Annotated in this window: 24 protein-coding genes; 7 read left to right on the plus strand and 17 right to left on the minus strand. The window is 62.3% G+C overall.

The window, feature by feature from the left end; translation table 11 throughout:
- Window positions 1–61: 61 nt before the first annotated feature.
- On the plus strand, window positions 62–691 hold the full coding sequence (locus C1N84_RS12490; RefSeq protein WP_021508426.1) for a flavin reductase family protein: 630 nt from the start codon (window positions 62–64) through the stop codon (window positions 689–691).
- Between the two features lie 33 nt (window positions 692–724).
- On the opposite strand, the gene hutH (C1N84_RS12495) is transcribed toward C1N84_RS12490, so the two are convergent.
- From hutH (C1N84_RS12495) to hutI, 7 genes are all read right to left on the minus strand, one after another.
- On the minus strand, window positions 725–2,209 hold the full coding sequence (gene hutH / locus C1N84_RS12495) for an HAL/PAL/TAL family ammonia-lyase (protein ID WP_264441482.1): 1,485 nt from the start codon (window positions 2,207–2,209) through the stop codon (window positions 725–727).
- Window positions 2,206–3,006, minus strand: a complete 801-nt coding sequence (locus C1N84_RS12500; RefSeq protein ID WP_021508428.1) for an ABC transporter ATP-binding protein — start codon at window positions 3,004–3,006, stop codon at window positions 2,206–2,208. Before C1N84_RS12500 ends, hutH (C1N84_RS12495) begins: the two co-directional genes overlap by 4 nt.
- Window position 3,007: 1 nt before the next feature.
- Complete coding sequence (locus tag C1N84_RS12505) at window positions 3,008–3,736, minus strand: ABC transporter permease (protein ID WP_104187034.1); 729 nt, start codon at window positions 3,734–3,736, stop codon at window positions 3,008–3,010.
- An 11-nt stretch (window positions 3,737–3,747) separates the two neighbouring features.
- Complete coding sequence (locus C1N84_RS12510; protein ID WP_031279871.1) at window positions 3,748–4,467, minus strand: ABC transporter permease; 720 nt, start codon at window positions 4,465–4,467, stop codon at window positions 3,748–3,750.
- Window positions 4,468–4,479: 12 nt separating this feature from the next.
- Entirely contained in the window at window positions 4,480–5,331 is an 852-nt protein-coding gene (locus C1N84_RS12515) for a transporter substrate-binding domain-containing protein (RefSeq protein ID WP_058769505.1), read from the minus strand.
- A 348-nt stretch (window positions 5,332–5,679) separates the two neighbouring features.
- Window positions 5,680–6,471: an N-formylglutamate deformylase gene (gene hutG / locus C1N84_RS12520; protein WP_059009038.1), complete on the minus strand. Its 792-nt coding sequence runs from the start codon at window positions 6,469–6,471 to the stop codon at window positions 5,680–5,682.
- Complete coding sequence (gene hutI, locus C1N84_RS12525) at window positions 6,468–7,682, minus strand: imidazolonepropionase (RefSeq protein ID WP_058780839.1); 1,215 nt, start codon at window positions 7,680–7,682, stop codon at window positions 6,468–6,470. The genes hutG and hutI overlap by 4 nt, the downstream gene beginning before the upstream one ends.
- Before the next feature lie 84 nt (window positions 7,683–7,766).
- Here hutI and C1N84_RS12530 point away from each other — a divergent pair, with 84 nt between their 5' ends.
- Together C1N84_RS12530 and C1N84_RS12535 are read left to right on the plus strand one after the other, a co-directional pair.
- Complete coding sequence (locus C1N84_RS12530) at window positions 7,767–9,122, plus strand: formimidoylglutamate deiminase (protein ID WP_264441483.1); 1,356 nt, start codon at window positions 7,767–7,769, stop codon at window positions 9,120–9,122.
- Window positions 9,119–9,655, plus strand: coding sequence for a HutD/Ves family protein (locus tag C1N84_RS12535; protein ID WP_264441484.1), 537 nt, complete (start codon window positions 9,119–9,121; stop codon window positions 9,653–9,655). Before C1N84_RS12530 ends, C1N84_RS12535 begins: the two co-directional genes overlap by 4 nt.
- On the opposite strand, the gene hutC is transcribed toward C1N84_RS12535, so the two are convergent.
- Window positions 9,639–10,394 carry a histidine utilization repressor gene (gene hutC, locus C1N84_RS12540; protein WP_021508436.1) on the minus strand — a complete coding sequence of 252 codons (756 nt, stop codon included), beginning with the start codon at window positions 10,392–10,394 and terminating at the stop codon, window positions 9,639–9,641. The two genes, C1N84_RS12535 and hutC, sit on opposite strands and share 17 nt — an antisense overlap.
- Before the next feature lie 319 nt (window positions 10,395–10,713).
- Here hutC and hutH (C1N84_RS12545) point away from each other — a divergent pair, with 319 nt between their 5' ends.
- The 3 genes from hutH (C1N84_RS12545) (at window position 10,714) to C1N84_RS12555 (ending at window position 15,587) form a co-directional block, all read left to right on the plus strand.
- The gene (hutH, locus tag C1N84_RS12545) at window positions 10,714–12,267 is read left to right on the plus strand and encodes a histidine ammonia-lyase (RefSeq protein ID WP_264441485.1); all 1,554 of its coding nucleotides are present in this window, start codon (window positions 10,714–10,716) and stop codon (window positions 12,265–12,267) included.
- A 10-nt stretch (window positions 12,268–12,277) separates the two neighbouring features.
- Entirely contained in the window at window positions 12,278–13,963 is a 1,686-nt protein-coding gene (hutU, locus tag C1N84_RS12550; RefSeq protein ID WP_264443731.1) for a urocanate hydratase, read from the plus strand.
- 466 nt (window positions 13,964–14,429) lie between these two features.
- Window positions 14,430–15,587, plus strand: coding sequence for a M20 aminoacylase family protein (locus C1N84_RS12555; RefSeq protein WP_021508439.1), 1,158 nt, complete (start codon window positions 14,430–14,432; stop codon window positions 15,585–15,587).
- A 114-nt stretch (window positions 15,588–15,701) separates the two neighbouring features.
- Here C1N84_RS12555 and ybiB read toward each other — a convergent pair whose 3' ends face one another.
- From ybiB to C1N84_RS12570, 3 genes are all read right to left on the minus strand, one after another.
- On the minus strand, window positions 15,702–16,670 hold the full coding sequence (ybiB, locus tag C1N84_RS12560) for a DNA-binding protein YbiB (protein WP_141496553.1): 969 nt from the start codon (window positions 16,668–16,670) through the stop codon (window positions 15,702–15,704).
- A 72-nt stretch (window positions 16,671–16,742) separates the two neighbouring features.
- Window positions 16,743–18,878, minus strand: a complete 2,136-nt coding sequence (gene dinG / locus C1N84_RS12565; protein ID WP_264441486.1) for an ATP-dependent DNA helicase DinG — start codon at window positions 18,876–18,878, stop codon at window positions 16,743–16,745.
- A gap of 54 nt (window positions 18,879–18,932) precedes the next feature.
- Window positions 18,933–19,829, minus strand: coding sequence for a LysR family transcriptional regulator (locus tag C1N84_RS12570; RefSeq protein WP_264441487.1), 897 nt, complete (start codon window positions 19,827–19,829; stop codon window positions 18,933–18,935).
- Between the two features lie 128 nt (window positions 19,830–19,957).
- On the opposite strand from C1N84_RS12570, the gene C1N84_RS12575 reads away from it, so the two are divergent.
- Complete coding sequence (locus C1N84_RS12575) at window positions 19,958–21,043, plus strand: iron-containing alcohol dehydrogenase family protein (protein WP_264441488.1); 1,086 nt, start codon at window positions 19,958–19,960, stop codon at window positions 21,041–21,043.
- A 141-nt stretch (window positions 21,044–21,184) separates the two neighbouring features.
- Here C1N84_RS12575 and C1N84_RS12580 read toward each other — a convergent pair whose 3' ends face one another.
- The 6 genes from C1N84_RS12580 to C1N84_RS12605 are packed head-to-tail and all read right to left on the minus strand — an operon-like array spanning window position 21,185 to window position 26,763.
- Window positions 21,185–22,546, minus strand: coding sequence for an MmgE/PrpD family protein (locus C1N84_RS12580; protein WP_264441489.1), 1,362 nt, complete (start codon window positions 22,544–22,546; stop codon window positions 21,185–21,187).
- A complete protein-coding gene (locus tag C1N84_RS12585) occupies window positions 22,530–23,417 on the minus strand; it encodes a polysaccharide deacetylase family protein (protein ID WP_264441490.1) in 888 nt (295 codons plus the stop codon). The genes C1N84_RS12580 and C1N84_RS12585 overlap by 17 nt, the downstream gene beginning before the upstream one ends.
- Complete coding sequence (locus tag C1N84_RS12590; protein WP_021508446.1) at window positions 23,410–24,255, minus strand: polysaccharide deacetylase family protein; 846 nt, start codon at window positions 24,253–24,255, stop codon at window positions 23,410–23,412. The genes C1N84_RS12585 and C1N84_RS12590 overlap by 8 nt, the downstream gene beginning before the upstream one ends.
- Before the next feature lie 11 nt (window positions 24,256–24,266).
- The gene (locus tag C1N84_RS12595; RefSeq protein WP_021508447.1) at window positions 24,267–25,088 is read right to left on the minus strand and encodes an ABC transporter substrate-binding protein; all 822 of its coding nucleotides are present in this window, start codon (window positions 25,086–25,088) and stop codon (window positions 24,267–24,269) included.
- Window positions 25,089–25,106: 18 nt separating this feature from the next.
- A complete protein-coding gene (locus C1N84_RS12600; RefSeq protein WP_021508448.1) occupies window positions 25,107–25,871 on the minus strand; it encodes an amino acid ABC transporter ATP-binding protein in 765 nt (254 codons plus the stop codon).
- A gap of 13 nt (window positions 25,872–25,884) precedes the next feature.
- Complete coding sequence (locus tag C1N84_RS12605; RefSeq protein WP_264441491.1) at window positions 25,885–26,763, minus strand: amino acid ABC transporter permease; 879 nt, start codon at window positions 26,761–26,763, stop codon at window positions 25,885–25,887.
- Window positions 26,764–26,768 lie beyond the last annotated feature (5 nt).

Here is a 26,768-nt window from a genome sequence, read left to right on the forward strand (position 1 = left end):
ACTGCGTCCAGCCGCCAGCGCCGCCGGAACACGCAGTATCCAGGACGAATCAGGAGCGCAAATGCGTCAACGTTACACTTATCAGCCACGCAGTGGACACGGTCTGCCTCACGATCCGCTCAACGCCATCGTCGGCCCGCGCCCGATTGGCTGGGTCAGCTCGCAAAGCGCCAGCGGCCAGCGAAATCTGGCGCCCTATAGTTTCTTTAACTGTTTTAACTACCATCCGCCAATCATTGGTTTTGCCAGCAGCGGCTGGAAAGACAGCGTGCAGAATATCAGTGAAACCGGCGAGTTCGTCTGGAACCTGGCGACGCGTCCGCTGGCAGAAGCCATGAATGAGAGCTCCGCCTCGGTGCCGCCCGATCACGACGAGTTTGCCCTCGCCGGCCTGACGCCGCTGGCCGCTTCCCACGTTAACGTCAGCATGGTAGCGGAGAGCCCGGTCAACTTTGAGTGTCGCCTGACGCAGCTGATTCGCCTGCAGGATGCACAGGGAGGCGAGCTGGAGAGCTGGCTGGTACTGGGCGAAGCGGTGGCGATTCATATCGATGAAGCGCTGCTGGAGAACGGCATCTATCAGACCGCCAAAGCGCAGCCGATTCTGCGCGCCGGCGGTCCTTCCGCCTACTACGCGATCAGCGAAGATCAGCGTTTTGATCTGGTGCGCCCGGACGCGCGCCGCGGTTAAATCAGGACACTGGCGGCGCGTCACCTCGCGCCGCTAGCAGGCCAGCGTCTGTAATACCTTCACCGCCCGGGCTATCTCTGGTGCCAGCCAGCGATCCTCCTGCCAGGTAGCAACCTCAGCACGCAGCGCGCGTAGCGCCCGGCCCGTGCCGCTGGCCAGCTGCGCCTCACCGTGAAAATCCAGCGCCTGCGCCGCCAGCAAGTACTCAATCGCCAGCACCTGCCAGAGATTATTCAGCAGTCTGATCAGCTTGAGCGCCGCGCCGGTACCGAGGCTGAGGTGATCCTCCTGCAGTCCCGAGGTAACGTAATTGTCCAGCACCGCCGGCTGCGCCAGCTGACGATTCTCCGCGCACAGGGAAGCCGCCACGTATTGTGCGATCATCATGCCGGAGTTGACGCCCGGCTGCGCCACCAGAAACGGCGGCAGCCCGCTGACCAGAGGATTGACCAGCCGATCCAGCCGGCGCTCGGCAATGCTACCAATCTCCGCCATGGCAATCGCCAGCAGATCGGCCGCCATGGCAACCGATTCGCCGTGCGGATTGGCCTGCGACACCACGCGCCAGTCGTCCGGCGTGCCCAGCACCAGCGGATTATCGGTGCAGGCATTCAGCTCGATCTCAAGCTGACGCGCCGCGTGGGCGAACTGATCGCGGCTGGCGCCGTGCACCTGCGGCATCGAACGCAGGCTGAGCGCATCCTGGGTGCGTATGCCGCAGCTCGCCGCCAGCAGCGGGCTGTCGCTCAGCAGCGCACGCAGACGCTGGCCGCTGTGCTGCATGCCAGGGCTGGCTTTCAGCGCAATCACCTCGGCATCAAACGCCGCCAGCTGACCGCGCAGCGCTTCGAAGCTCATCGCGCCGGTGACATCCGCGCAATCCAGCAGCCGCGCCGCATCGTCCAGCGCCAGACAGCTCAGCCCGGTCATGCACGGCGTACCGTTGACCAGGCTCAGGCCCTCTTTGGCGCCGGGGCGATACGGCTGCAAGCCAGCCAGCCGCAGCGCCTGCTCCGCCGGCATCACCTGTTGCTGGTACTCAACGTCGCCCACGCCAATCAGCGCCAGCCCGATATGCGCCATGTGGGTGAGATAACCGACTGAACCCTGCGATGGCACCTGCGGCGTGATCTGCTGATTGAGCAGCGCCAGCAGATGCTGCACCAGCGCCACCGAAACGCCGGATTTGCCGTGGCTGTAGTTGGCGATGGCCGCACACAGAATGGCGCGCGTCTGCTCGCGCGTCAGCAGCGGACCGACGCCGCAGGCGTGGCTCAGCAACGTATTGCGTGACAGCTGGCTGAGTTGGTCTTCCGGCAGCGTGATGTTACACAGCGCCCCCAGCCCGGTGTTGATGCCATAGGCAATCTGGCCGCTGGCAACGATCTGTTCGACGATCTCGCGACCGCGCGCAATGCGCTGCCAGGCGGCGGCGCTCAGCGTCAGTTCGGCGTTATGTCGCGCTACCTGTACCAGCGCCTGCCAGGTCAGCGGCGCATCGCCCCAGACGACGGTCATACTGGCTGCTCCGCGTGATGGCTCTGATGGCTGGAGATAAACTGCTTAAAGCGCGATGAACCGCTGGCGCCAAACATCGCTTCCGGCGTGCCCTCGCAATCGATGTTGCCCTGATGCATAAACACCACGCGATTAGAGACGTTGCGCGCGAAGCCCATCTCGTGCGTCACCACCAGCATGGTGCGCCCCTCTTCCGCCAGGCTGCGCATCACCTTCAGCACCTCGCCGACCAGTTCCGGGTCGAGCGCCGAGGTTGGCTCATCAAACAGCATCACTTCCGGATCCATCGCCAGCGCGCGGGCAATCGCCACGCGCTGCTGCTGGCCGCCGGAGAGCTGCGCCGGATAAAAATCCTTGCGGTTAAGCAGCCCGACGCGATCCAGCAACTGCTCTGCCTGGGCGATACAACTCTTTTTGTCGCGCTTCAGCACATAGTGCGGACCTTCAATCACGTTCTGCAGCACCGTCATGTGCGACCACAGATTGAAGCTCTGAAATACCATGCCCAGCCGCGAACGCAGGCGTTCGATCTGCTTAGGATTCGCCGCCAGCTGATGGCCGCGCGCGTGGCGCTTCATTTCAATGGTTTCGCCGCCGACGCTCACCACGCCGGCATCCGGCGTTTCCAGCAGATTGATGCAGCGCAGCAAGGTACTTTTGCCCGAGCCGCTGGCACCAAGAATTGAAATAACATCGCCCTGATGCGCCTGCAGCGAGATGCCTTTGAGCACCTCCATAGCGCCAAAGGATTTATGGATATCAGTGGCGGACAAGGTGACTGGTGAAGTGGAATGCATATTACTCTCCGGCAAGCGGTTTAACGGCGGGCAGCGGCTTTTTTTCAGCGCGGTGCACCGGGGTCAGACGGCGCTCTAGCAGCGCGTACAGCTGGACGATAATAAAGTTGAGAATCAGGTAGATCGCCGCAGCGCAGACAAACACCTCCATGGTGCGATAGGTACGCTGGATGATCTGCTGCGCTACGCCAGTGACATCCCATACCGTGACCAGGCTGGCGAGCGCGGTGGATTTCACCAGCAGAATCGCCTCGGTGGAGTACGCCGGCAGCGCATAGCGCAGCATGATCGGCGCGATGATGCGGCGCAGCAGCAGCCAGCGTGACATGCCGCAGGCCAGACCGGCTTCGACCTGACCTGCCGGCACCGCCAGCAGCGCACCGCGCAGGATCTCAGCGGTGTAAGCGGCGGTACACAGCGACAGCGCCAGCACCGCGCAGATAAACGGCTCGCGCAGAAACGGCCAGACGAAGCTGTGGCGAATCACGCCAAACTGGCCGAGCCCGTAGTAGATGAGAAACAGCTGAATCAGCAGCGGCGAGCCGCGAAACACCAGAATATAGCCGCGGGCAAAACCGCTCAGCAGCCGCCAGTGGCTCATGCGCAGCGCCAGAATGCCCAGCGCCAGCAGCCCGCCGCAGACAAAGGCGCTGATAAACAGCCCGAGCGTCACCGGCAGCGCCGCGCTCAGCTTAAGAAAAGTGTCGGCAAGAAAAGCGAAGTCGATCATGCTGCTGCTCCTTAGTGCTGTGCCGCAGTGCGACTTTGCCATGCGCGGCCGAGGCGCGATTCCGCGCGGCGAAACGCATGGTTCGACAGCAGTGTCAGCAGCAGATAGCAGCCACCGCCAATCAGGTAAAAGGTGAAGTAATCGCGCGTTGACCCGGCCGCCACCTGGCTGGCGCGCATCAGCTCGACGATGCCGGTCACTGACACCAGCGCTGAATCTTTCAGGCTCATCTGCCAGACGTTGGACATCCCCGGCAGCGCGTAGCGCACAATCTGCGGGACGAGGATGCGCTGGGCGATACGCCAGCGCGGCATCCCGATGGCTACCGCCGCTTCGACTTCGCCCTTGGCCAGCGCCAGGCGCGCAGCGCGATACACTTCACCCTGATAGGATCCTGAGATGAGCCCGATAGCCAGCGCGCCAATCAGGAACGGCGGCGCTTCAATAAAGCCGTCAGCACCAAACAGCTGGCCGACCAGCGTGATCAACCCCGATCCACCGAAGTAGAACAGGTAGATCACCAGCAGTTCCGGGATGCCGCGAAACACCACCGAATAGCTTTCACCCAGCCAGCGCAGCCAGCGCTGGTGCGAGAGTTTCGCCGCCGCCACGCCGGAACCGACCACGGCGCCAATCATCAGCGCCGCCAGCGACAGCAGCAGCGTGGTACCGGCGGCGCTCAGAATCAGGCGACCCCAGCCATCTGCACCAAAACTCAGCAGGCTCATCATCTTTCACCTCACTTACGGCGTTACGTCAGTTTTAAACCACTTCTCGCTCAGCTTTTTCACCGTGCCGTCCGCCAGCGCAGCGTGAATGGCGGCATCGAGTTTGGCCTTCAGGTCGTTATCAGCCATGCGCACGCCCATCGCTTCGCCTTCCCCCCAGATCGGACCGCCCAGCTGCGGGCCGCTGAACGTCAGGTTGCTGTTCTCTTTACGCGCCAGCATCGACTGCGCGAAGGTCACGTCATCAAACACCGCATCAATGCGGCCCGCCTGCAGATCGAGAATCGCATCCGCCGAAGCGGTGTATTCGCGCACGTCGGCAACGTCTTTGAAGTATTTATCGATAAACGGCGTATACACGGTGCCGGAGGCAATGCCGATGGTTTTGCCCTTGAGCGCCGCCTTCAGCGGGGCGATGGCCGCATTGATGGCCGCCTCGTCGTCGTGCAGTTTGATGATGTTCTTATCGGCCGGCAGCAGCGGGTTATCTTTGCTGGTGATGAAGGTCGCCGGCGTTGACGCGTACGGCGTGGTGAAGTTGACCACTTTTTTCCGGTCCGGCGTAATCACAATCGCATCCATGATGACGTCATATTTCCCGGCGTTCAGTCCGGCAATCATCCCGTCCCAGTTCTGCACCACCAGCTTGCACTGAATGCTCATGCGCTTGCACAGATCTTCCATCAGTTCAGGTTCGAAGCCGCCCAGCTTGCCGCCCGGCAGCGTCAGGTTCCACGGCTCATAGCTGCCTTCAGTGGCGATGGTGATGGATTTCCACTCTTTAGCCTCGGCAGCCACGCCGGCCAGCATCAGGCTGGCAAACAGCGTGGTAAGGCAAAAACGGCGAAACGGGGCACGGTGTGTCATACGTCTTCTCCTGGTGGTTAACAAATCTGGCTGTCTCTGTTGGCTGATACAGCGCAAATGACATTTCATGTATATACAAGTTAGCTTGCGGCAGATCATTGTCGGCATAAGCTTTTTGTGAGCCAGCCAGAATAAATAGTCATCATTGCCGCGCGGTCTTTACTTGTACATACAAGCTAGCAAGGGCTGTGCCAGATCGGCAAAGACGGTAAACGGAGGGGATCGGCGTCAGACGGAACGCGTCGTGCACCCTTTCAGGGCAGGGGTTGCACAGCATTGGGGAGTGAGGCAGCGGATGTACATCCACCACATGAGAAACGGGGTCACCGTGATGGCGACCCGCATCAATTAAACGGCTTTCCCCGCCTGCAGAAACGCCTGCAGCAGCGGCTTCAGCACGTGCTGCAACCGCGTGGCGCGATTCTGCTGCCAGGCAAACGGCGGCGCCTCATCCATGTAATTCAGCTGCGCCAGCTCCAGCTGCACCGCCTGCACTCCCTGCGCTGGCTGGCCGTAAGCGCGCGTGATGTAGCCGCCTTTGAAGCGTCCATTCACCACCCAGCTGTAGTCGCTTTGCGCGGCGCACACCTGCTCAATCGCCGCGATGCTGGCCGCCGAACAGCTGGCGCCATCGTTGGTGCCGATGTTCAGGTCCGGCAGCTGGCCGTCGAACAGGCGCGGAATCACCGAAGCGATGGAGTGCGCATCAAACAGCAGCGCATAGCCATGTTCGGCTTTTAACCGCGCCAGCTCCTGCTGAATCTGCTGATGATAGGGTTGCCAGATAGTCTCGAGATAGCGCTGGCGCGCCGCGCTGTCCGGCGTCATGCCGGGTTTGAAGGTCGGCGTGCCATCAAACAGCGTCTCCGGATAGAGCCCGGTGGTGGCCGTGCTGTACAGCGGCTGGTTGTCCGGCGGACGGTTGAGATCGATCACGAAGCGCGAGTAGTGCCCAATCAGCACGCTGGCACCGAGGTCGCGCACAAAGTCGTACAGCAGCGGAATATGCCAGTCGGTATCCGGCAGGCCGCGCGCGGCCTCGCTCAGCCCGGCGTCAACCTCCGGCGTCAGTTGGGTACCGGCATGCGGAATACTGACCAGCAGCGGCAGCTTACCGGCGGTGAAATGAAAAGGGGTCATTGCGCTTCTCCACGATAGATAACCTGGCACGGCAGTTCGCCGCCCAGCCAGTAAACCAGCTCAGCCGGGCGAGCCAGCGGCCAGTGGACAAAATTGGCTACTTTGCCTGGCTCCAGCGAGCCGTGCGTGGCCTGCAGGCCAAGCGCCTTCGCGCCCCACAGCGTGACGCCGGCCAGCGCTTCCTCCGGCGTCAGGCCAAACAGCGTACAGCCCATGTTCAGCATCAGCCGCAGCGACAGCGCCGGTGACGTGCCCGGATTGGCATCGCTGGCCAGCGCCATCGGCACGCCGTGCTGGCGGAACAGTTCGACCGGCGGACGCTGCGTCTCGCGCAGCAGATAGAACGCTCCGGGCAGCAGTACCGCCACCGTGCCATGCTCCGCCATCGCGCGCGCATCCTGTTCGGTGGCATATTCGAGGTGATCGGCAGAGAGCGCACCATAGCGCGCCGCCAGTGCGGCACCGCCGAGTGCCGACAACTGTTCAGCGTGCAGCTTTACCGGCAGGCCGAGCGCTGTGGCGGCATCAAATACCGCGCTCACCTGCTGCGGTGACAGCGCCAGGTGTTCGCAAAACGCGTCGACCGCATCCGCCAGCCCCTCCGCTTTCACCCGCGGCAACAGGCGCTGGCAGATAATATCGATCCAGCCCTGCGGGTTATCCCTGAACTCTGGCGGGAAGCCGTGCGCCGCCAGGCAGGTGGCCTGCACATCGGCAGGCACCGACTGCGCCAGCTCGCGGATAGCGCGCAGCAGAGTAAGCTCGCTCTCTTCATCCAGCCCGTAACCGGATTTAATCTCCACCGTGGTCACGCCCTCAGCCAGCAGGCGATCGAGCCGCCAGCGCGCCGACGCCACCAGCTGCTGCTGACTGGCCGCGCGCGTGGCGCGCACCGTCGACAGGATGCCGCCGCCCTGCGCGGCGATCTCCGCGTAGCTCACGCCGTTGAGCCGCTGTTCGAACTCCTGGCTGCGATCGCCGCCAAACACCAGATGCGTGTGGCAATCCACCAGACCGGGCGTAATGATGCCGCCGTCAAACTGCTGCTGCCGGCGCGGGGCAAAGTCCGGTAACGCACTGCGCGGGCCGACCCACACCAGCTCGCCGTTATCCACCGCCACGGCGCCATCCTCAATCAGGTTATAGCGACCGTCACGCATGGTGACCACATCGGCCCCCAGCCACAGGCTGTCGATCTGTTTACTTGCCATCCCACTCCCCTTTTGTCTGGCGATTTACACTGCGCCTCAAAGTATGTATATGTATATACAACTTTCCGCCATTGAGGATCAACCATGGCAGTTTATTTTGCCCCACGCGCACGCCTGGCCGACGGCTGGCAGGAAAACGTGCTGATCGCAACCGACGATCAGGGATCTATTCGCGCCCTTACCGCCGACAGTACGCCCGGTGACGCCGTGCGCCTGGCCGGACCGGTGATTCCGGCGATGGCCAACCTGCATTCCCATGCCTTCCAGCGCGCCATGGCCGGGCTGGCGGAAGTGGCAGGCGATCCGCAGGACAGCTTCTGGACGTGGCGCGATCTGATGTACCGCATGGTGCAACGCCTGTCGCCTGAGCAGGTCGGCGCCATCGCCACCCATCTCTACATTGATATGCTCAAGGGCGGCTACAGCCAGGTGGCGGAATTTCACTATCTGCATCACGATCCGCACGGCCAGCCGTATGCCGACGATGCGATGCTGCAACAGCTGATGCAGGCAGCGCACACCGCCGGTATCGGCCAGACGCTGCTGCCGGTGCTGTACAGCTACAGCGGCTTCGGTGCGCAGCCGGCCAGCGACGGTCAGCGACGCTTCATTCAGCACACCGATGCCTATCTGCAACAGCAGCAGCGCGTCGCGCAGTGGAGCGCGCAGCAGCCGCTGATCAACCACGGCCTGTGTTTCCACTCGCTGCGCGCGGTGAGCGAAGCCCAGATGCATGAGGTGCTGGCCGCCAGCGCTGCGCATCTGCCGGTACACATTCACGTTGCTGAGCAGGAAAAAGAGGTTAATGACAGTCTGGCATGGAGCGGCGAACGGCCGGTGGCGTGGCTGTATAATCGCTTTGCCGTTGATGCGCGCTGGTGCCTGATTCATGCCACCCATCTCGATCAGCAGGAGATGGCGCGCATGGCGGACAGCGGTGCCATTGCCGGGCTGTGTCCCACCACCGAAGCCAATCTCGGCGACGGCATCTTCCCGGCGGTGGAGTACATCTGGCGCGGCGGGCGCTGGGGCATTGGCTCCGACAGCCACGTTTCGCTCAGTGCGCTGGAGGAGCTGCGCTGGCTGGAGTATGGCCAGCGGCTGCGCGATCGTCGCCGCAACCGCATCACGCTAACCGATCAACCCTCGGTCGGCGATCTGCTGTGGCAGCAGGCGGCGCAGGGCGGCGCGCAGGCCTGTGGCATTGCCAGCGGTGAGCTGGCGGTGGGCAAACGCGCCGACTGGCTGGTGCTGGAGGAGGATGCGCTGCTGGCCAGCGTCAGTTCCGCCGCGCTGCTCAATCGCTGGCTGTTTGCCGGCAGCAGCCAGCAGATTCGTGACGTGTTTGTTGCCGGACAGCCGGTGATTCAGCAAGGCCATCACGCGGCGGAAGAAGCGGCCGCCGCTGGCTTTGCCCGGGCGATGCGGGCGCTGCAATGAACGCGCGCTTTGACTACGCGCAGCTGCCGGTCAGCCGCTGGCGCAACGGCGGCGGGGAAACGCGCGAAATTATCAGCTATCCGCCGGGCGCAGCAGAGTTCCAGTGGCGCGCCAGCATCGCCACCATCGACGCCGACGGGCCATTCTCGCCCTTCCCCGGTGTCGATCGGGTGATCACTTTGCTGCATGGCGATAGCGTGCTGCTGCGCTGTGAACAGGCCGAACAGACGTTACTGCCCCATCAGCCGTGGGCCTTTCCCGGCGAATGGGCGATAGAGGCGCAGGTCAGCGGCAGCTGTCAGGACTTCAATATCATGACGCGGCGCGACGCATGGCGCGCGGCGGTAAGCGTGGAGCAGCTGGCGGTCAGCAGCCTGCATGGCGTGGCGTATGTGCTGGCCGGTACATGGCGCAGCAGTGCGGGCGAGACGCTGCAGGCGCAGCAGGGAATGTGGTGGCTGCAGGAGCAGCAGCTGGTGCCGCAAACGGCAGAGGCCAGCCTGCTGTGTATCGCGCTTAGCCGTGTCCCCTGAAGCGGCCCAGCAATTTGTAGCGTGAGCCTGGATAGAGCAGGCGCGCATAGGTGACGATTTTGTTGTCGCTCCACGTCTGGCGACGGATAAGCAGGCACGGCTCGTGCTCGTCCAGCGCCAGATGCTTACGCTGGCGCAAATCCGGCAGTACCGCTTCAACGATATGCTCACCGGCGGTCAGCGGGGCGACGCGCATCAGATAGGTGTACGGCGTCAGGCTGTGGTAATCCTGGCTGAGGTAGTCAGGCGCGACCAGCGGATTGACCAGACGATCTTCCAGCTGCACCGGCAGCTCATTTTCATAGTGCACGATCAGCGAATGATACAGCGTCTGGCCGGTGGAGAGTCCCAGCACCGCCGCCTGTTCCGGATCGGCCTTCATCTGACCTATCGAGAGAATTTTGCAGCTGTGCGTATGGCCGCGCTGGGCAATTTCATCGGCGATGTTATGCACTTCCAGCATTGCGGTGTAGCCCTTCATCTCCGCGACAAAGGTCCCGACGCCCTGCATGCGCACCAGAAATCCTTCGCTGGTGAGTTCGCGCAGCGCGCGGTTGATAGTCATGCGGCTGACGCCCAGTTCATTGACCAGCTCGCTCTCCGACGGCACCCGCTGGTTGGCTTTCCAGTGACCTTCGCGGATCTGGCTGACGATTGCCTGCTTAACGCGCTGGTAAATGGGCGCGGGTTCATCCCCCATCGCTGCCGCCAGCTGTGCGATTGCCGTTTGCTCCGCCATTTCCTGTTCCTTTTCCAAATGATGTGTGAAGTTTACTGTCTCGCCGCCTAAATGTATATACATCCAATGGTGCAAAGCCTGCCCGTGTGGTGCAACCGCCGCCCGATTTTGGTGCAGCGTACCAGGCTGAGGGTTGCCGCGCCCGCATTGCGGCACGTTTCACAGAATACGATCAATCTGGCACAGCGCTTGCTACTTGTATAGACAAGATTAGACACTTATGCTTCACTCACAACACTTATAGCGTCTCTGGCGGATGCCATCGCATCTTGCGCACCGCCACAACGTGGCAGATCACTTGTATAGACAGGAGTAGACTATGTCAGGTTCGGTTCAGGCAATTCGCCTCGTTCCCGGTGAAGTGGACCTCGCCACCTTACGCCGTATTTATCAGGAGAAGGTGACGCTGCAGCTGGCAGAGGAAGCGCGGGCGGATATTGACCGCGCACGTGAAACCGTCGAGGCCATCGTCGCCTCGGGCAAGGTGGTGTACGGCATCAACACCGGCTTCGGCAAGCTGGCGCAAACGCAGATCCCCGCCGAACGCCTGGCGGAACTGCAGCGTAACCTGGTGCTGTCACACAGCGTCGGCCTCGGCGATCTGCTGCCGGACAACGTCACCCGCCTGGTGGTCGCCAGTAAAATCATCAGCCTGGCACGCGGCCACTCGGGCATCCGCATGGAACTGATTGACGCGCTGCTGGCGCTGTTCAACGCCGGCGTGATGCCGTGCATCCCGGCAAAAGGATCGGTTGGCGCGTCCGGCGATCTGGCGCCGCTGGCGCATCTCTCCCTGATGCTGCTCGGTGAAGGCCAGGTGCGCATTGACGGCCAGCTGCTACCGGCCCGCGAAGGACTGGCCCACGTCGGCCTGCAGCCGATTGTGCTGGGACCGAAAGAAGGTCTGGCGTTGCTCAACGGCACCCAGGTCTCTACCGCGCTGGCGCTGCGTGGGCTGTTTGAAGCCGAAAATCTGTTTGCCGCCGGGCTGATGGCCGGCGCGCTGTCGCTGGAAGCAATTAAAGGCTCGGTTAAACCGTTTGATGCGCGCATTCATCAGGCGCGCGGTCAGCACGGGCAGATTGCCGTTGCCGCTGCGGTGGCGACGCTGCTCGAAGGCAGCGAAATTCTCAGTTCGCACAGCAACTGCGGACGCGTGCAGGATCCCTACTCGATCCGCTGCGTGCCGCAGGTGATGGGCGCCTGTCTCGATAACCTCAGCCACGCCGCGCGCGTGCTGCAGATTGAAGCTAACGCCGCTTCTGACAACCCGCTGGTCTTCAGCGACAGCGGCGACGTGATCTCCGGCGGTAACTTCCACGCCGAGCCGGTGGCCTTTGCCGCCGACATCATCGCGCTGGCGATTGCCGAAGTCGGTGCCATCTCCGAACGCCGCCTGGCGCTGCTGCTCGACACCGGTCTCTCCAGCCTGCCGCCCTTCCTGGTGCGCGACGGCGGCGTGAACTCGGGCTTCATGATTGCGCAGGTTACCGCTGCCGCGCTGGCCTCGGAGAACAAATCGCTGGCGCACCCGGGCAGCGTCGACAGCCTGCCGACCTCAGCCAATCAGGAAGATCACGTATCGATGGCCACCTACGCAGCACGGCGTCTGGGCGAGATGTGCTTCAACACCGCTGCCGTGGTCGGCATTGAAGCGATGGCGGCGGCGCAGGGCATCGACTTCCACCGCCCGCTGCAAAGTTCTGCCGCGATCGAACAGGAGATGAGCCGCATTCGTGCGCAGGTCGCCTTCCTCGATCAGGACCGTTTACTGGCGCCGGACATTGATGCCATGCGCCTGTGGGCCAGCAGTTACGTCTGGCCTGAAACCCTTACTGCGCTGCTGCCAAGCCAGCGTTCTACTGCTAATTAAGGAACCGATGATGAGCGAAACTTTGACTCAGGCTGTTGCCCGTGAAATCCGTGCGCCGCGCGGTAATGAACTGCACTGCGCCAACTGGCTGATTGAAGCGGCATACCGCATGATTCAGAACAACCTCGATCCTGACGTGGCCGAACGCCCGGAGGATCTGGTGGTGTATGGCGGAATCGGCAAAGCCGCGCGCAACTGGGCGTGCTTTGAGCAGATTCTGCGCTCGCTGCGTGCGCTGCAGCCGGAAGAGACGCTGCTGATTCAGTCCGGCAAGCCGGTCGGTGTGTTCCGCACCCATGCCGATGCGCCGCGCGTACTGCTGGCCAACTCCAACCTGGTGCCGCACTGGGCAACGTGGGATCACTTCCACGAACTGGATAAGGCCGGGCTGATGATGTATGGCCAGATGACCGCCGGTTCATGGATCTATATCGGCGCGCAGGGCATCGTGCAGGGTACCTTTGAAACCTTCGCCGAAGCCGGTCGCCAGCACTACAACAGTGACCTGACCGGCCGCTGGATCCTCACCGCCGGTCTGGGCGGCATGGGCGGCGCGCAGCCGCTGGCGGGCGTGCTGGCCGGTGCCTGCGTGCTGGCGATTGAGTGCCAGGAGTCGCGCATCGATTTCCGTCTGCGCACCCGCTACCTCGACCATAAAGCCTACAGCCTGGATGAGGCGCTGGCGCTGATCAAAGACGCCACCGAAGCCGGCCAGGCGATCTCCGTGGGCCTGCTGGGCAACGCGGCCGAGCTGGTCCCGGAACTGGTGCAGCGCGCGAAAGCGGGCGGCATGAAGCCTGACATCGTGACCGATCAGACCTCCGCGCACGACCCGATCAATGGCTATCTGCCGGTGGGCTGGGACGTGGCAGGCTGGGAAACCGAGCGCGTCAGCAATCCGAAAGCGGTAGAGAAAGCGGCACGCGCTTCCATGGCGCAGCACGTGCAGGCGATGCTCGACTTCCACCACATGGGTGTGCCGACCGTGGATTACGGCAACAACATTCGTCAGGTGGCACTGGATGAAGGGGTGAAAAACGCCTTTGATTTCCCGGGCTTCGTGCCGGCGTATATCCGTCCGCTGTTCTGCGAAGGCAAAGGCCCGTTCCGCTGGGTGGCGCTGTCTGGCGATGCGGAAGATATCTATAAAACCGACGCCAAACTGAAAGAGCTGTTCCCGGATCACAAAAACCTGCACCGCTGGCTGGATATGGCGCAGGAGCGCATCGCCTTCCAGGGCCTGCCGGCGCGTATTTGCTGGCTGGGGCTGGGCGAGCGTCATAAAGCCGCGCTGGCATTCAATGAGATGGTGCGCAACGGCGAGCTGAAAGCGCCGATCGTGATCGGCCGTGACCACCTCGACTGCGGCTCGGTGGCGTCACCTAACCGTGAAACCGAGGCGATGAAGGATGGCTCGGATGCGGTGTCGGACTGGCCGCTGCTGAACGCGCTGCTGAACACTGCCGGCGGGGCCACCTGGGTGAGCCTGCACCACGGCGGCGGCGTCGGAATGGGCTTCTCGCAGCATTCCGGGGTGGTGATCGTCTGTGACGGTACGGCTGAAGCGGATGCGCGCCTTGGTCGCGTGCTGTGGAACGACCCGGCCACCGGCGTGATGCGTCATGCCGATGCGGGCTACGAGCTGGCGCAGTCCTGCGCAGAGCAGCACGGTCTCAATTTGCCGATGCTGAAGTAGTTCCAGGTGCGCATCAATGCGCACCCTACGGTAGGTTACCCCGGCTGAGCAATGCCGCAATGTGGGTCTGTTAAGCCTTAACACTGTTCCCAAAGGTTGCACTGTACAAGGTCGGCATTGATGCCGACCGCGTGCAGCACCAGCACGGCGGTATCCTATCGCGCCCTGTAGGGTCGGCATGAATGCCGACCGCGTGCAGCGCCAGCACGGCGGTATCCTATCGCGCTCTGTCGGGTCGGCATTGATGCCGACCGCGTGCTGCGCCAGCACGACGGTTTCCCATCGCGCCCTGTAGGGTCGGCATTCATGCCGACCTTGCCCCCATCCGCTTATGCCAATCCGCTATAGCCTATAGCCAAATTATTCCTTTCCACGATAGACGCCCCCTGCGCTTGCCACTACAGTGGACACTTAACTTCCCGCGTCGGAGATTGCGCAGCTGACGCTGCTGATGGAGCCTTACCTTATGAGCCTGCCTGCTGTCCTGCTGGAAAACGCCCTCACCTGGCGTCGTCAGTTACATCAACACCCTGAACTGGGTTACCAGGAGCAGCAGACCAGCGAGCTGGTGGCCCAGGTGCTAACCGATGCCGGACTGCAGGTGTTTCGCGGTCTCGCCGGCACCGGCGTGATCGGCACACTGGAAAACGGTCCCGGTCCGGTCATCGGGCTGCGCGCCGATATGGATGCCCTGCCAATCACCGAAAAAGGCGAGCCGCAGTGGAAATCGAGCCGGCCTGGCGTGATGCACGCCTGCGGTCACGATGGCCACACCGCGATACTGCTGGCCGCAGCCTGTCAGTTGGCTGCCACGCGCAACTTTAAGGGCACCGTACATTTCCTGTTTCAGCCGGCCGAAGAGAATCTTGGTGGTGCGCGCAAAATGGTGGAAGAAGGTCTGTTTCAGCGCTTCCCGATGGATGCCGTGTACGCGATGCACAACTGGCCGGGATTACCGGTGGGATCGCTGGCGGTGAATCCGGGCGCGATGATGGCATCGCTGGATTCGTTTGAGATTACGCTGCACGGCAAAAGCTGCCATGCGGCGATGCCGGAAAGCGGTGCCGACCCGATGGTGGTCGCCGCCGAGCTGATCCTGGCGCTGCAAACCATCCCGTCGCGCCGCCTGTCACCGCTGGCGTCGGCGGTGGTCAGCGTCACCCAGATTCACGGTGGCGAGGCCATTAACGTCATTCCGGAGCAGATCACGCTGCGCGGTACGGTGCGATGTCTGCAGACCGACGTGCGCAATCGCGTGCGCGGTCTGATTGAAGATTTTGTTACCACCCTGCCGCGCCCGTTTGGCGTCAGCGGCGAGATTCACTGGTATCCCGGCTATCCGGTTACCGCCAACCATGTCGCCCCGGCGGAGCAGGTGCGTGACGTGGCGTGCCAGTTGCTGGGCGAACAGCAGGTGCACTGGCAGGTTAACCCGTCGATGGCGTCTGAAGATTTCGCCTGCATGCTGGAAGCCTGTCCCGGCGCCTATTTCTGGCTCGGCGCTGACGGTGCCACGCCTTCAGCCCCGCTGCACAATGCGAACTATGATTTCAACGATGCGCTGCTGCCGATTGGTATTACGTTCTGGCAGCAACTGGTGGAGAGCGTACTGATTAAACGCTGATGGCGCTGCTCAGCAAGCCATTTCAGCTGCGCAGGCGTGCACCCCCTGCGCAACCGCTGCGGTGACCGCCGTCACCGCCCGGTTTTTTCGTGCATGGCCAGCCGGGCAGCCCGGTTAAATTCCCACCTGCTGTAACCGTGTTTCGGCATCGGCCATCGTTGCGGCTTCGCCGGTCGCCACCAGACAGCACGCCAGCTGCAGGCGCAGCGCCTGCGGCACCGCGCGTTCACCGGCCAGCACCTGACGGATCCACGCTGCGGTATCCTGGGCCCCTTTGCTCTCTGCTAACGCCAGCGCGACCTCTGGCTGCCGCTCAACCCACACTTCCGCTTCTGCGCCGGCACCGCGAATATAATTAATCGCCGGGCAGCGCTGCGGATTGGCATAGACCTCACCTTCAGTGCCGTTCAGCAGAATGGCCGGTGCATCGATATCCTGGAAGAATTTCCCCACGCGCGGCACATATTCCGGATGCGACACGCTCGCCAGCCGCAGCGCGGCGCGTTCGGCAAACGGCGTCGCCAGCTTGGCCAGCGTGTGCGCGCTGTTGCGCACGCCCATGCGCCAGCGCAGCGCCAGCTGTTTAGCCATTGGCGCACATAAATTATCGATGGTGATGAACGCCAGCTCGCCAGCGTCGAGTTTCGCCTGCGCCTGCTGTGCACTGGTCACCGGCGCAATATCCAGCGCCGCCAGCACCGCTTCGCTGGTCACGCGGGTTGGGTCGTCGCTGACGCCGTGCAGCAACACCGGAAAACCGAGCTTCACCAGCAGCAGCGCCAGCAGCGGCGTCAGGTTGCCCTGGCGACGCGCGCCGTTATAGCTGGGGATGACGATGGGCATCGGACGCTGTGCCGGGGCCTGCAGCCGCATCATGCGCTGCTGCATCGCGTGGTAGAAACCGCGCATCTCCGCTTCCCCTTCGCCTTTGATGCGCAGTGCAATCAGCACGCCACCCAGTTCGAGATCCGGCACCTCGTCCGCCAGCATCGCGCTGTAAAGCGCCACGGCAGTGTCAAAGTCGATATCGCGTGCGTGATTCTTGCCGCGGCCAATCTCTTTAATGATCTTATTCAGTTCCATCATACTTTCCCGCTTCCAGGGCGCGCCGTCACCCGGCGGCCAACAATCGTGCATCCGGCTGTTGCCGCATACTCAGGATTTCTTGCTGCGCTTCGCCGGTTTGTCCGCTTCCGGCACCGGCGGTTGTTCAATCGGAAACACCGGCAGCGCGGCCAGCAGGCGGCTGCCGTAGGTTTTGCTCAGCAGCCGGCGATCGTAAATGACGATTTCACCAAAACACTGATGGCTGCGGATCAGACGCCCGACCTGCTGGATCAGCGTAAACGATGCGCTGGGTAAACTTTGTACTTCAAACGGGTAGCGTTTGAGGCTCTTCAGCCACTCCCCTTCGGTCAAAATTACCGGACTGTCCACCGGCGGAAAAGCAATTTTATGGATGTGCACTTGCGACAACAGATCGCCTTTCAAATCGAGCCCTTCGGCAAAAGATTGCAGGCCAACCAGAATGCTGCTTTGTCCGGCGGTCACCCGTTGCCGGTGAAGCTCCACCAGCCGTGAACGCGGCTGATCGCCCTGCACCAGCATCGACAGACGCAGCTCCGGCACCAGGCTGACAAACTGCTGCATCGCCCGTCCGCTGGCAAACAGCACCAGCACGCCTTTATGCTGCTGCGCCTGCATTTGCTGGCGGAAGAAGCGCGCCATCTCAGCGATGTGCTCCGCTTCATTGGCCAGCAGCGGCTCATAGCGCATTTGCGGGATGATCAGCTTGCCCTGATCGACATGATTAAACGGCGAGTCGAGTGCCACAAAGCGGTCGCCGGCCTTTTGGTTCAGGCCGGACATCTCCTGCAGGCGATTAAAGCTGTTCAGCGAACGCAGCGTAGCCGAGGTCACCACCACGTGCGGGATTTTGCGCCACAGCAGCTTTTCCAGCTGGTCGCTGACGCGAATCCCGGCGCAGTGAAACAGCAGATGCGCCTGGCCGTCACGAATTTCACGCGTCACCCATTTCGACACCGGCGCGTTGGACGCTTTTTCCATCGCCGCCAGCCGCCACAGTTTGCTGATGGATTCAAACCAGCCGAAGTGGCGATTGAGCTGCAGGATGGCTTTGTGCAGCCGCATGATATCGGCCTTGCCGGTCTGTTCGCCCAGCTCGTTGAGCAGCCCTTCGCTCAGGCCACGCAGCGCATCACTCAGCTTAAACAGCCGCGCGCACAGGGTCAGCAGTTCTGGCGGCAGCTCACCGAGCACAAAGCGAAACTCGCCAGGCTGATTGTCGCGCGGCAGCAGAGGATTGAGCGCGTTGCACAGCGTCTGCAGCTGCTCGCGCATCTCATCACAGTGCCCTTTCAGACGCTCGGGATTGCTCAGCGGCGGCGGGGATTTCGGCCGGAACTGCGCCATGATGGTCTCCACCAGCCGCACAAACAGATCGAGCTGCAGGCTGCTCCAGCCCGGCGTGATCTCCGCGCTCATCTCCAGCGCATCACGCGCCACTTCCGGCAGATGGTGCCCTTCATCCAGTACCAGCATCAGGTGTTTGGCCGGCGGCAGCACCGACTCATTCTCCATTGCCGCCATCACCAGCGCATGGTTCGCTACTACCACATCGGCCTGCTCGATTTCGCGTCGCGCCACAAAGAACGGGCATTCGCGGTACCAGCGGCAGTGGTGTGCCAGGCAGTTCGCTTTATCAGTGGAGAGGCGCTGCCACAGGCTGTCGTCAATCGCCACGTCGCTGTGATCGCGCAGGCCATCCCACTTATAGCTGCTGAGGTCTTTCTCCAGACGCGCGCATAATTTCTGCTCCTCTTTCGAACCGGTCACCGCCTGTTCGTCGAGATACAGCAGCAGATCGCCCTGCTGATCGTCCGTGGCTGCCAGCGCGGTCAGGTTGCGCGGACAGACATAGCGCCCGCGACCAAAAGCCGCGGTGAAGGTGAGGTCAGGAATAATTTTCTTTAATAGCGGCAGATCTTTGCTGAAGATCTGATCCTGCAGCGCCACGTTGGCGGTGCTGATGACTAAACGTTTCTCTTCGGCGCGGCTGACCGCAATGCCGGGAATCAGGTAGGACAGGGTTTTGCCGACGCCGGTGGGCGCCTCAATGGCCAGATGGCGACCCTCGTCACCGGCCAGACTCTTCGCCACTTCGGCGATCATCTGGCGCTGCGGCGCGCGTGGGATAAAGTCAGGAACCTGCTGCTGCAGCGCCTTATACCATTGCGCAATCTGGCTTTTTATCGCTGCTGTCAGGGCCATAGTAAATACTGTTGGTTAAACCGGCCTGTATTTTTACACAGTATTGCCGCAGCGTCAGCTTTCGCGCTCAGTTTTTCGCGCTGGATTCAGAATTTCGCGCATCGCGCGGATCAGCGGCTCGCGCGCGCGGCCGCGCCGGAAGGCAAACGAAAACGGCGCACGAAAGTGAAAATGGTGGGGCAGCAGGCGCAGCAACTGGCCCTGCTGCTCGCGGCTGCGCGCGTAATGCTCGGGCAAAAAGCCGATATAGCGCCCGGAGAGAATCAGCGTCAGCTGCGCTTCAATGCTCTCCACCGAGGCGGTGCTATGGCGGAAACCGCGCTTGTTCAGCTCCTGCTGGTTCCAGTAGCGCCGCGTTACCATACCGGTCTGCTGCACGCGACGCACATCCGCATCGCCCTGCGCCAGCGCATGTTGCAGACTGCAGTACAGCCACTGCTGCTCCTCGTAGAGCGACAGCGTCACCAGATTGCTGGCGCGCAGCGGAAAGTGTCCGATGGCCAGGTCGAGCCGATCTTCCAGCACCTGCTGCTGCAGTTCGTTGGGCTCGCACACGCTAAGGGTGAGAAACACCGCCGGAAAGCGCTGGTTAAAACGGGCGATAACCGCCGGCAGATCCAGCGTGCTGTCGGTGACGGTGGCGTCGACCACGCCGAGCGCAAACGTGCCGCCCTGCGCGCTTTTCAGCGTCTCCACCTGCGACTGCCAGCCGCTCAGGGTGGCCAGCATTTCCCGGGTATAGGCGTAGAACTGTTCGCCTTTGCTGGTCAGCGCAAAGCCTGCGCGCCCGCGCTGGCACAGGATAAAGCCCAGCTGACTTTCCAGTTCACTCATGTAGGCGCTGATGGCCGGTGTGGTCATGTTCAGCGCCTGCTGCGCACGCGAATAGCCGTGGTTTTCCACCACGCTGGCGAACACCTGCAGCAGTTTCAGATTGGGTAAGGTTGGCACCGCACTTCCTTCAGGGATTGCTGACAATAGTTAACGAATCGCTGAAGTGATTATCGGCTGACAGGGATTTTTTCTGCAAGCCGCTTTGGTGATGATGCAGTCATTCCCTGAAAAAGAGAGCTTTCGCTATGTCGCAACAAAATTTGCTGTTCCCGGCGCGCGTGCTGCGTGGTGCGGGTGTGATTAACCAGCTGGGGGCCATCTGCGCCGGGCTGGGCCAGCGCGCACTGCTGATTGGCGGCCAGCGCGCGATGCAGGCGGTGGCGACGCAGGTGAAGACCCAACTCGACGCCGCTGGCGTCACGCTGCTGGCACCGGTGTGGTTTGGTGGCGAAACCTCGCTTAACCATATCGAACGGCTGGCGGCGTTAGCGATTGAACAACAGGCAGAGGTGCTGATCGGTGCGGGCGGCGGCAAGGCGCTGGACACGGTTAAAGCGGTGGGCGCACAGCTCGGGCTGCCGGTGATAACCGTCCCGACAATTGCCGCCACCTGCGCTGCGGTGACCCCGCTGACCATTCGCTACGACGATAACGGCAACTTCTTTGATATTTTCCCGCTGCCACAGGCGCCGGCGGCGGTGATCATCGACAGTGAACTGCTGGCAGCCGCCCCTGCCCGCTGGCTGGCCGCGGGTCTCGGCGATACGCTGGCTAAATGGTATGAGTTCCGCGCGGTAAGCACGCGCCATCCGGCACGCACCGGCAATGCGCTGTCATCGCTGGCGCACAGCCAGATCTGCTATGAGGTGATCGCAGAGCACGGTCCGGCGGCTTACGCAGCGGTGTTGCGCGGTGAGAGCGGCACTTCGCTCGATCAGGTGCTGGACGCGATTTTTACCTGGGCCGGTCTGACCTCGCTGATGAGCAATGGCGCCCACGCCGCCGCTGCGCATGCCATTTACGAAGGTTTCACCTTCTGCGACAAAACGCGCGAGTTTGGTCACGGCCTGCTGGTGGGTTACGGCAATTTGTGCCTGCTGGCGCTGGAGGATCGCAGCGACGAAGAGCTGGTGGATGAGATGCGCCTGGCGCGCGACTGCGGCGTACCGTTGACGCTGGCCGAGATTGCCGCGCTGGAGGAGAGCGAGCTGGCGTTGATTATACGTGAATCTGCCCACGCGCCGGATATGGCCAACATGGCCGAACCGGTCAACGAAGCGCGGTTGCGGGCGGCGATGGCGCGGATTGAAGGGCTGGCGGAACGGGTTTGATTAAGGAAACCGCGAATCGCACCCTGGTCGTAGCGGCGCGATTCATCGCGCAATAAATTGCGCCGCTACGAAAAGTGCCCTTGTTTTGAATGTATTTAAACGTTAACAGACACGCATTACGCCATGACTGGCGCCCCACTGTTACCTGGTCGCCAGCATCGCCGCGACTTGCCGCACATCCGCCACGTTATCCAGCGTCAGACACAGCGTTTCCAGCTGCTGCACCTGTGCCGCCGGCAAGACGCGCGCGGCGAGGCTGCGGTATTTGGCGTGCAGCGCCGCGTCGCTCAGCGGATTCGCCGGCGATCCGGACGGCACCGCGACGTGCTGCTGCCACTGCTGGCCCTGCACCGTTTCCAGCCGGACCCACGGCTCATCATCGCGCCCCTGCTGGTGGTCAATCTCCAGCTCAATACGCGCCATCAGCGCGGCAGCTTCCGCACTCAGGCGACGGCTGTCGTCATAACTCGCCAGCTCCGCAGAGCCGAACAGCGCTCGCGCCGTCAGCGCATACGGCAGGCTCATTTGCGCGGCGGCGAGGCTGGTGAGCTCACGCGTGCCGCACATCTCCAGCAGGAACGGATTGAGCCCGACCACAATGCGCGCGATGTCCCCGGTCGCCACCGCATGCTGCTCAAGCAGCAGACCCAGCGCATCGATCGCCGCATGCGTACCGCGACAGGCGGCGTACGGCTTGATGGAACAGCGCGCCAGTTTCCACACCTCGCCCAGTTGGGCCGTGAGCGCGGCGGGCTGTTGCGTTTCACCGGCCAGCGTTTGCAGAAAGCCGCCCCAGCGCGCCTCAAATACCGCGGCCGGTCCGCTGATGCCGCGCTGTGCCAGCAGCGCCGCCTGTACGCCCCCTTCCGCCGCGCGCGCCGCGTGCAGCTTTTTGGTGTGTGAGCCATCATGAATAAAGCCCCACAGGCCACCACTGAAGCTGGCAGCGATGCCCAGCGCTGAGGCACACTGCGCGGCCGACAGCCGCAGTAAACAACTGACGGCGGCCGCCGCGCCAAAAACGCCACAGCTGGCAGTTGAGTGCCAGCCCGCACCGTTGTGCGCCGCATACCCCCCGCAGGCTTCCAGCACGCGGCGGCCGATGTCATAACCGACGACCATCGCGGTGAGAAACCCCCGGCCGTCGACCGGCTGCGTCGCCAGCGGCAGTGCCGCCAGCAGCGCCGGTAACACCACGGCACCGGAGTGATCGCAGCCGCCGGTGTCGTCCAGTTCATACATGTGCGCCGCCACGCCGTTGAGCCACGCCGCCTGGCGCGGGGAAGCTTGCTGCGCACAGCCCCACAGCTGCGCCACGGCGCTGCCGCCCTCTTCGGCCACCAGCGCCCGGCATTCGCGCCAGATCGGGCTGTCACAGCCCGCCAGCGCCGCGCCGAGCGTATCCAGCAGATGGCGCTTCGCCTGCGCTACCAGCGGTTCCGGCAGCTGGGCAAAGCGGGTGGCCGCGATGAAGTCCGCCAGCCGATCAAGCGTGGTGTCCATGTTCGCCTCCGCTGAGCCGGGCAAACACCTCTGCCGGATGATCGGCATCATTATCCGGCTGCGTCTGCCAGTGCGCGGCCACCTGGCCGGCAGTAGCGATCCACACGTCATGCTGCTGCAGCGTCTCCAGCAGCTGACGCAGCAGGCCAATGCGTCCGGCGGTGCCGATAATTTCCGGGTGCAGCCGCAACAGGTAGCACAGGCCGAAACGGTGAAAACCGTGGAAATCCTGCGTCAGGTTAGCCAGCGTTTCGCCATAGGGCGCGATGCGCGACTGTCCGGGCGGAATCGCCGGGCTGAGGTTGAAGGCAAAATAGGGCGCATCCTCCAGCGTGTAGTGCATGGGCAGCTCCACCAGTCGGGTGCCGGGGTGAAAATAGGGTAAGTCATCACCGCGCCAGCTGGAGGACCAGCGGATGCCGTGCGTTGCCAGCGCCGCAGCAAGGCCCGGTTTCCACTGGCCGGCCGGCGTGCGAAACCCTGCAATCGGCTGGCCGGTCAGCTGCGCCAGCCGCTCGCAGCCGCGCTTTACGCTGGCAATCTGCTGCGCCAGCGTCAGCGCCGAGAAGTCTTCGTGTCGCTCACCGCTGCAGGCGATCTCATGCCCGGCGGCGACAATACGCTGCAGCACCTGCGGCTGCTCTTCGGCGACGATGGCCGGCAAGCACCAGCTGGCCAGCAGCTGTTTCTCCGCCAGCAGATCCAGCAGACGATCAACGCCGCGCAGCGTGCCATAGCGCCACACCGACAGGGTTTTATCGCGCCCGGCGACCGCAGGCGCCTGCGTCAGGATGCCGTGAATATCGTGATAGTCGATGGTAATGATGGCCGCCGATTGTTTGCCCGACGGCCAGCGTGAATGTTCAGTCATGTTGCTGCTCCTGCAAATACCACGCGGCCACCGCATCACAGCGCGCAAACCACACATCGTCGCGCGCCGTCATGTGGGCAAACAGCTGCTCCAGCAACAGCAAACGGCCGGGCTGCCCGGATATTTTCGGGTGGAACAGCGTGGTCAGGCACAGTCCTTCGGCCATCGCGCCGTCAAATTCGCGCTGCCAGTTATCACCGGTGTGCGCATAGCTGGCGATGCGATCGCCGCCCTGTGGAAAATCCGGCTGGCGCGTGTAGGCCAGCGAGGCGTAATCATCCATCTCCCATTTGCCGGGAATCTCCACCAGCGGCGTATGCCCGGCGACGGCAATGCTGTACGGCCGATCGTCACCACGCATGCTGCTGGAGTAAATCACCCCGGCTTCCCGCAGAATCTGCGGCGTTTCGGCGTGCCAGTCGCCGGAAGGAGTGCGGAAACCGCAAGCGCGGATACCAAGATGTTGCTGAAAGATGGCGGCAGAGCGCGCCATCACGGCGCGCTGTTCATCTGGCGTAATCGCCCAGAACGATTCGTGGCGATAACCGTGATAGGCCACTTCGTGGCCCTGTTCGATAATCGCCTGGCACTGCCGCGGCCACTGCTCCACCACCCACGCCGGGACAAAAAACGTGGCCGGCAGTTGAAAGGCGCGCAGCAGATCCAGCAGCCGACCGAGCGCGCGAAACGGCCCGTAGGCGCCAAAGGTGAAATACTCTGGTGTTGACCACAGGCTGCCATTGAGCATGGCATCGCCAGTGGGACCATCAAGATCAAACGCCAGCGCCATACAGCCACGCTTGCCCTGCGGCCAGCGCACTGCGCCCGGTTGTTGCATACGCCCGCTCCTTAGCCCTGATTTACCGTGGCTTCGGCAATGCCGTTGTCGCTCAGGCCCCATTTGCTGAGGATTTTCTGGTAGCTGCCATCGGCAATCATGGCATTGATAGCTGCCTGAATCGCCGTGGTCAGCTCACCGGCATCTTTACCCAGCGCCATGCCGGTGTACTGGAAGGAGAAGGCTTTATCCAGCGGCTTAAAGGTGCCTTTTTCCAGGTTCATGATGTACGGCAGGGTTTCGCTGCCCTGTACCGCGCCATCCAGACGACGCTGACGCAGCTGCGTGCGCGCATCGGCGGTGCCTTCCGCGCCCACCACGATAATCGCGGGTTTACCGGCCGCTTCGCAGTGCGCTTTTGACCAGGTCGCAATCTCCTGCGGGAAGGTGGTGCGGCGGCTGGTACCTACTTTTTTGCCGCACAGATCGGTGGCGCTGTTGATGTCGCTACGCGCCGCCAGGGTGTAGAACTGCGGGCCGGTTTTGAAGTAGTCGATAAAGTTAACCACCTTCTGCCGCTCTTTGGTGTCGGTCATGCCGGACATCACCAGATCGACGCGTTTGGTCACCACCGCGTTGACCATCTGTTCAAACGCGATCTCCTGCCAGTTAACCTTCACGCCGAGCTTCTCGCCAATTGCCTGGCCCAGCTCATAATCGACGCCGCTCAGCTGATTGGTGGCCGGATCTTTAAAATCCATCGGCGGGTAGTTCGGCATGATGGCGACGGTCAGCCCTTTCTCTTTGATACTGGCCGGTACGGCAATCTCCGCCCAGGCAGAGGATTGCAGCAGCAGCGCGGCACTGATGGCACTCAATAACAATTTTTTCATCTATTCACCCCGGTCACGTTAAAGAAGAATCGCGTTGATAAAGTTTTTCATCCGTGGGTTTTGCGGGTTCAGCAGAATCTCTTCCGGTGCGCCCTGCTCAATAATGCGTCCCTCATCCATAAACACCACCTGGTTGGCGACCTCACGCGCAAAGCCCATTTCGTGGGTCACCACCAGCATGGTGGTGCCTTCTTTTGCCAGCTGGCGCATTACCGCCAGCACTTCACCGACCATCTCCGGATCGAGCGCCGAGGTCGGTTCGTCAAACAGCATCAGTTTGGGTTTCATCGCCAGCGCGCGGGCAATCGCCACACGCTGCTGCTGCCCGCCGGAAAGCGACTGCGGATAGTCGTGCGCTTTGTGCGCCAGTCCGACGCGATCCAGCAGCGCCATCGCCTCTTCGCTGGCCTCGCGTTTCGGGCGCAGCAGCACGCGACACGGCCCCTCAATGATGTTCTCCAGCGCGGTCTTGTGCGGAAACAGGTTGAAGCGCTGAAATACCATGCCGGTCTGCAGCCGCTGGCGCGCAATCTGTTTGTCACTCAGCGGATGCAGCTTGTTGCCGGCAATGCGATAGCCCGCCAGCTCGTTGTCGACCCAGATGCCGCCCTGATCCACTTTCTCCAGCTGGTTGATACAGCGCAGAAAGGTACTTTTACCGGAACCCGACGGGCCGAGAATGCACATCACCTCGCCGTAGTTCACTTCCAGGCTGACGTCCTTCAGCGCGTGGAACTGATCGAAATATTTGTTCACCTTGACGGCGCGCACGATGTTTCTCATCTCTCACTCCCGGTTACTGGCGACGACGATGGCCGCGTGAGAAGTAGCGTTCCAGCTGGCTCTGCCCGAACGACAGCAGCGTCACGATAATCAGGTACCAGATGCCCGCCACAAACAGCAGCTCCATCACGCGCGCGTTGGCGAAGTAGATGGTTTGTGCGTTGTACAGCAGCTCGGAGTACTGAATCATGCTGGCCAGACTGGTGGTTTTGATCATGCTGATGAACTCATTGCCGACCGGCGGCAGAATCACCCGCATCGCCTGCGGCAGAATGATGCGCTGCAGCGCCTGCAAACGTGGCATGCCGATGGCTTTGGCGGCTTCATACTGACCGGTATCCACCGATAACAGCCCGGCGCGCACCACTTCTGAGGTGTACGCGCCCTGATTGATGCTCAGGCCGAGCAGCGCGGCGAGAAACGGCGTCATCACCGTGACGGTTTGCACGCTGAACAGACCGGGAATGCTGATGGTGGGAAACACCAGCGCCAGGTTGAACCACAGCAGCAGTTGCAGAATCAGCGGCGTGCCGCGAAAGATCCACGCATAGCCCACCGCGATATAGTGCAGCACCGGATTGGGCGACATGTACATGATGGCGGTGATGACGCCAAACAGGATGCCCAGCGCCATCGCCATCACCGACATAATCAGCGTGTTAACCACGCCGTTAAGGATTGCCTGCGCGGTAAAGAACTGGCCGACGAATGACCACTCAATATTGCCGTGCGCAAAGGCGTTAACCAGCAGCGCCAGCAGCACGAGGATCACTGCCGATGCGGTGATGCGGCCATAATAGCGGCGCGGCACCACCTGATAGCGATCGAGATCGTAATGGGGCTGGACGCGGCCATTGTTGACCGACGGTTCAACCGGTGTGGTGTGTGACATAGGCT

The sequence above is a fragment of the Pantoea sp. SGAir0418 genome (genome assembly GCF_043529865.1).

Coding starts and splice junctions, on each gene's coding strand:
- C1N84_RS12575 (WP_264441488.1), top strand. CDS start 19,958: ATGTCGCAACAAAATTTGCTGTTCCCGGCGCGCGTGCTGCGTGGTGCG.
- dinG (WP_264441486.1), bottom strand. CDS start 18,878: ATGGCCCTGACAGCAGCGATAAAAAGCCAGATTGCGCAATGGTATAAG.
- C1N84_RS12600 (WP_021508448.1), bottom strand. CDS start 25,871: ATGAGAAACATCGTGCGCGCCGTCAAGGTGAACAAATATTTCGATCAG.
- hutC (WP_021508436.1), bottom strand. CDS start 10,394: ATGGCGGAGCAAACGGCAATCGCACAGCTGGCGGCAGCGATGGGGGAT.
- C1N84_RS12490 (WP_021508426.1), top strand. CDS start 62: ATGCGTCAACGTTACACTTATCAGCCACGCAGTGGACACGGTCTGCCT.
- hutU (WP_264443731.1), top strand. CDS start 12,278: ATGAGCGAAACTTTGACTCAGGCTGTTGCCCGTGAAATCCGTGCGCCG.
- C1N84_RS12510 (WP_031279871.1), bottom strand. CDS start 4,467: ATGATGAGCCTGCTGAGTTTTGGTGCAGATGGCTGGGGTCGCCTGATT.
- C1N84_RS12590 (WP_021508446.1), bottom strand. CDS start 24,255: ATGCAACAACCGGGCGCAGTGCGCTGGCCGCAGGGCAAGCGTGGCTGT.
- C1N84_RS12500 (WP_021508428.1), bottom strand. CDS start 3,006: ATGCATTCCACTTCACCAGTCACCTTGTCCGCCACTGATATCCATAAA.
- C1N84_RS12530 (WP_264441483.1), top strand. CDS start 7,767: ATGGCAGTTTATTTTGCCCCACGCGCACGCCTGGCCGACGGCTGGCAG.
- C1N84_RS12595 (WP_021508447.1), bottom strand. CDS start 25,088: ATGAAAAAATTGTTATTGAGTGCCATCAGTGCCGCGCTGCTGCTGCAA.
- C1N84_RS12585 (WP_264441490.1), bottom strand. CDS start 23,417: ATGACTGAACATTCACGCTGGCCGTCGGGCAAACAATCGGCGGCCATC.
- hutH (WP_264441482.1), bottom strand. CDS start 2,209: ATGACCGTCGTCTGGGGCGATGCGCCGCTGACCTGGCAGGCGCTGGTA.
- C1N84_RS12580 (WP_264441489.1), bottom strand. CDS start 22,546: ATGGACACCACGCTTGATCGGCTGGCGGACTTCATCGCGGCCACCCGC.
- hutG (WP_059009038.1), bottom strand. CDS start 6,471: ATGACCCCTTTTCATTTCACCGCCGGTAAGCTGCCGCTGCTGGTCAGT.
- C1N84_RS12515 (WP_058769505.1), bottom strand. CDS start 5,331: ATGACACACCGTGCCCCGTTTCGCCGTTTTTGCCTTACCACGCTGTTT.
- ybiB (WP_141496553.1), bottom strand. CDS start 16,670: ATGGAACTGAATAAGATCATTAAAGAGATTGGCCGCGGCAAGAATCAC.
- C1N84_RS12605 (WP_264441491.1), bottom strand. CDS start 26,763: ATGTCACACACCACACCGGTTGAACCGTCGGTCAACAATGGCCGCGTC.
- C1N84_RS12555 (WP_021508439.1), top strand. CDS start 14,430: ATGAGCCTGCCTGCTGTCCTGCTGGAAAACGCCCTCACCTGGCGTCGT.
- C1N84_RS12535 (WP_264441484.1), top strand. CDS start 9,119: ATGAACGCGCGCTTTGACTACGCGCAGCTGCCGGTCAGCCGCTGGCGC.
- hutI (WP_058780839.1), bottom strand. CDS start 7,682: ATGGCAAGTAAACAGATCGACAGCCTGTGGCTGGGGGCCGATGTGGTC.
- C1N84_RS12505 (WP_104187034.1), bottom strand. CDS start 3,736: ATGATCGACTTCGCTTTTCTTGCCGACACTTTTCTTAAGCTGAGCGCG.
- hutH (WP_264441485.1), top strand. CDS start 10,714: ATGTCAGGTTCGGTTCAGGCAATTCGCCTCGTTCCCGGTGAAGTGGAC.